This window comes from Bifidobacterium amazonense (assembly GCF_018555435.2).
GTDB lineage: Bacteria > Actinomycetota > Actinomycetes > Actinomycetales > Bifidobacteriaceae > Bifidobacterium > Bifidobacterium amazonense.
Genome location: NZ_JAFEJT020000112.1, coordinates 1 through 2,797, shown reverse-complemented (window position 1 = coordinate 2,797; position 2,797 = coordinate 1). Strand labels below are relative to the sequence as shown.

General features: G+C 60.1%; 1 protein-coding gene. It reads right to left on the bottom strand.

What is annotated here, in order from left to right:
• Window positions 1–2,650 (bottom strand): Ig-like domain-containing protein (locus JS533_RS13470; protein ID WP_241515319.1); only part of this gene is annotated, 2,650 nt, incomplete at its 3' end.
• Window positions 2,651–2,797 lie beyond the last annotated feature (147 nt).

Here is a 2,797-nt window from a genome sequence, read left to right as displayed (position 1 = left end):
TCACCGTCAACGTGACCGATGCCTTCACGCCACCCGACTCAGCCGTGATCGTCACGGTACCGGTAGCCTTCGCAGACACCACACCAGTACCCATCACCGAAGCAACAGACGAATCAGAAGAAGACCAGTACAGGGGGAGTGAGGAAGCGCTTTCTGATGTAACGGTTGCCGTCAACGTAGCATCTTCGCCCACTTTGAGGTTTAGCTTGCCGTCCTTCACGCCATCACCAGAAATGACGATCTTCTCCACTGTTGGCTTCTCCGGTTCCGGATCCGGATCAGGAGTGGCCTTGCACGGTGCTACCGTGCCGATCTTTCCGTTCTCGACCACGATTGTCGAACCACTCGCCACGTAGTTCTTGCCACCGTTGTTGTCCCAGCTGCTACCGTTGTCGGTAATGTCGAACTCGAGCTGCGCGCCGTCGGTTCGCACGGTGGCCTTGACCCAGCCGTCGCATGCCGTCTCGAACTTGATGCGGCCGTTCACGTCGGAATCCCACTTGCCGTTCACGCCGTTGCCCACCTTGTAGTGCAGGTAGTAGCCGGCCCAGCCGTTCGTGGTCGGATAGTACACGGTCGTCATCGCGGTCGTCGGAATCTCGCCGGTCAGCGTAATTTTCACGGTCGCGCTCTTGCCGCCAGCGGTCGCGGTGATCGTCGCCGAACCGGCCTTCACGCCGGTCACCACGCCATCCGAGTTGACCGTCGCCACACTCTCGTTGCTCGACTTCCACGTCACCGTCTTGGCTGAAGCGTTGCTCGGCGTGACGGTCGCGGTCAGCTGCACGGACGTCGTCTTGGCAAGGTCCATGCTCAGCGCGCCGTTCTTCACGCCGTCGCCGGAGATTGCGACCGACGTCACATCGATCTGCTTGGTCTTCGTGTACGTATACGTGTGCGAGACGGACTTGCCGTTGTTGCCGGTGCCTTTGACGGTCACGGTCACCTTGTTGCCGCCCTTGGTGCTATCACCGACCGTGACGACCTTGCCGTCGGTGAGTGTGCCGGAATCGCCTTCGGACGTGGTGTAGGTCGCGTTCTTCATGTTGAACGAGCGCATGGTCACGTCGAGCGTGTCCTCGAATTCGCCGGTGTTCGGCATCGCCTCGGCCGACGAGATCTTCGTGTGGCTGACGGTCGGGTTGTAGAACACGGCGACCTGGTTGTTCGCGATCGAACCGGCCGTGATCTTGCCTCCGGACACGGTGATCGTCGCACCGGTCACCTCGTCGGTGTATGTGCCGTTGTCGAGTTTGACCGACTGGCCGACGAGCGATGTGCCGCCGTCCTCGTCCGCGGCGACCATCACGCCGTCGTTCGCGGAATTGCCGTCGCTCACGTAGCGTTCGACCATGATGCAGCCGTCGTTGCCGCAGTTGCTGAGGTTGTCGGCCTCGCCTTCCATCTGGTTGCGGAAGTGGTTGACGGCCACGACCTCCGGATCCTTCCACAGGTCGGAACCGACATCACCGATATGCGACTTCTCGGAGAACCATTCCTGCGTGCCGCCGGACGCGTACGGGCGGCTGAAGAACAGCGACATGCCGTTCTTACGCGCGGTGATCACCGCCCAGCCGAGCTTGATCTGGTCGTCGGTGAGCTTCTCGGACTGCCGGTCGCAGTAATTGTCATGCGATTCGACCCACGTAACCATGTTCTCCGGGTCGGTTTCGACCTGATAATCGGTGAAGAAACGCGTGTTGAGACTGTGGTCGTTGAGCGCGTTGCGCACCTCGTGGCCGTAGTTCGACGTGGTGATGCCACCGCCGCCAACCGACGAGTTCGCGAACATGGTCGCATAGTCGCTTTCGCGCACGTTCGCATCCTGCAGCACCTCGCCGTACTGGAACTGCGCACCGTTCGGCAGGATCGTATTCCAGTACTGCGAGCCGCCGAATTCATTGGTCAATTCGATGTGTTTGGCCGCGTCGAAACGGAAGCCGTCCGCACCATCCGCGACAGTGCGCTGGAGCAGTTCGTGCATCTTCTGCGCCACGTAGTCGTTCTGCGTGTTGAGATCCCACAGGCCGGAGAGCGTGTTCTGCGTGCAGTCCTCGCGGTTGTTGTAATCGCTGATGGCCTTCTGCGCGTGGAAATACGCCTTGTTCTGCCACTCCGGGTCGATCGCGTCCCAATCGGACGTGAAATGGTTCGACACGGAATCAACGATGATGCGGATGCCGTACTTGTGGGCCTCCTTGCACAGGGTCTTGAAATCGTCTTCGGTACCCATCACGTAGTTGCCGATGTTCATGCTGACCGGCTGGTACACGTAATACCAGTTGAGATACCAGCGGCCCTTGCCGAGCTCGCGGTTGTCCTTGATTTCAACGATCGGCTCGGTCTGGATAGACGTGTAGCCGGCCTCGGCGATTTCGGGAAGGTGTTCCTGGATGGTTTTGAACGACCACATGAACGCGTGGAGCGTGGCGCCGTTGCGCATCTCCTTGGCGAGGCCGTACTTCTTGCGGGCGGCCTCGAAGGTGGCGTTGCCGACAGTGTCGGAGTAGCTGTCGCGCGTGGTGGCGGCTTCGGCGGTATGGGTGGTGGTTACGGTGGTGGCGGTCAGACCGGCGAACATGGTCGCGGTAACGGCCAGCCATGCGGCGGTTTTCTTGCTGACACGGGTCAGCCAAGTGGGATATTGCATTGAGGGTTTCACCTTTGAAAATGGGCCGCTCTCGGAACGTGGGTTCTGGGAGCGGCCCGGTTGGTTATGTTGTGCTGATTATGTTGGCTGGTTGGTGGTTATTGTTTGGCGATGCAGTTGGGGGTTACGTTGGTGATGGATTGGCCT